This is a genomic window from Dietzia sp. E1 (assembly GCF_014145015.1).
Taxonomy (GTDB): domain Bacteria; phylum Actinomycetota; class Actinomycetes; order Mycobacteriales; family Mycobacteriaceae; genus Dietzia; species Dietzia cinnamea_A.
This window is the reverse complement of sequence record NZ_JAALDU010000117.1, coordinates 1-1,676: the sequence shown is the minus strand read 5'-3', so window position 1 is coordinate 1,676 and position 1,676 is coordinate 1. Positions and strand designations below refer to the sequence as shown.

At 69.9% G+C, this 1,676-nt stretch carries 2 protein-coding genes; both read right to left on the bottom strand.

What is annotated here, in order from left to right:
• Positions 1-240: PCRF domain-containing protein (locus tag G6030_RS05040; protein WP_182642400.1), on the bottom strand; the 240-nt coding region annotated here is incomplete at its 3' end.
• Positions 237-1,676, bottom strand: a 1,440-nt coding sequence (rho, locus tag G6030_RS05035; RefSeq protein ID WP_241724171.1) for a transcription termination factor Rho, incomplete at its 5' end; no start/stop codon positions are given. The genes rho and G6030_RS05040, both read right to left, overlap by 4 nt.

The window sequence follows — 1,676 nt, the reverse complement described above, 5'->3', positions numbered from 1 at the left end:
CTCGGCGAACGACGAGTCGTCCCCCGCGAGCTCGCGGGCCGCGGCGGCGTCGTCGCGGGTCGAGACCAGCGCGCGGTGACACTGCACGATCGGGGTCAACTCGGCGAACCGCTTGCCGACCCGGCGCGCGGCGGCCGCGTCCTCGTGCAACGTCGGGTCGGACAGCTGCGCCTCGAGGCCCCCGTACTCGGACAGGACGTCGTCGATCGAAGACGGCGACCGTCCCGCGCCCTGGGTCACTCCTCGTCCTGCGGCAGCGTGGGCGTCGTCTTGGCCACCTGCAACAGGAACTCGTAGTTGGTGTTGGTCTTGCGCAGCTGCGACATGAGCAGGTCGATGGCCTGGTGGGTGTCCAGACCCGAGAGCACCCGGCGGAGCTTGTGCATGATGCCCGCCTCCTCGGGGCTCATGAGCAGCTCCTCCTTGCGGGTGCCCGAGGGGCCGACGTCGACGGCGGGGAAGACCCGGCGCTCGGCGATCCGACGGTCCAGCTTGAGCTCGGCGTTGCCGGTGCCCTTGAACTCCTCGAAGATCACGGTGTCACCGGCCGAGCCGGTCTCGACCATCGCGGTCGCGATGATCGTCAGGGACCCACCGTTCTCGATGTTGCGTGCCGCGCCGAGGAACCGCTTGGGCGGGTACAGGGCGGTCGAGTCGACACCACCGGACAGGATGCGCCCCGAGGCCGGGGACGAGTTGTTGTAGGCGCGACCGAGACGCGTGATCGAGTCGAGGAGGACGACGACGTCCTGGCCCAGCTCCACCAGCCGCTTCGCACGCTCGATCGCGAGCTCGGCGACCTGCGTGTGGTCTGACGGCGGACGGTCGAAGGTCGAGGCGATGACCTCGCCCTTGACCGACCTCTGCATGTCGGTGACCTCCTCCGGTCGCTCGTCGACGAGGACGACCATGAGGTGGCATTCGGGATTGTTCGTGGCGATCGCGTTGGCGATGTTCTGCAGGATCGTGGTCTTACCGGCCTTCGGCGGCGACACGATGAGGGCGCGCTGCCCCTTGCCGATCGGCATGATCAGGTCGATCACGCGGGTGGAGATGATGTTCTTCTCCGTCTCGAGCCGCAGCCGCTGGTTGGGGTACAGCGGGGTGAGCTTGGAGAACTCCGGACGCTGGCGGGCCTGGTCCGCCGGACCGCCGTTGACCGTGTCGATGCGGGCGAGCGGGTTGAACTTCGCCCGGTTCTTCCCGCCCTGTCCGCCACCGCGGCCGCCACCCTGGCCGCCGCCCGGACCGTCGTGCTGCCCGTCGGACTGCCCGTCCCGGGGCATCTTGACCGCGCCGGTGATCGCGTCACCGCGACGCAGCCCGTAGCGACGGATCATGTTCATCGACACGTAGACGTCGTTGTTGCCGGCGAGGTATCCGGAGGTGCGGACGAACGCGTAGTTGTCGAGGACGTCGAGAATGCCCGCGACCGGCTGGAGGACGTCGTCCTCCCGCACCTCGGTCTCACCCTCGGCCGGGCGGTTGCCGCCGCGATTGCGCTCGCGGCGGCGGCGACCACGACGACCGCGGCCCCCACCGTCGTCGTCGCGGTTCTGGCCGTCGCCACGCGGGCCGTTGTCGCCGCCGTCCTGGCCGCCCTGGTCGTTCCGGTTGCCCTGGCCGTCCTGGTTGTTCCGGCCGCCCTGGTCGTTCCGGTTGCCCTGGCCGTTCCG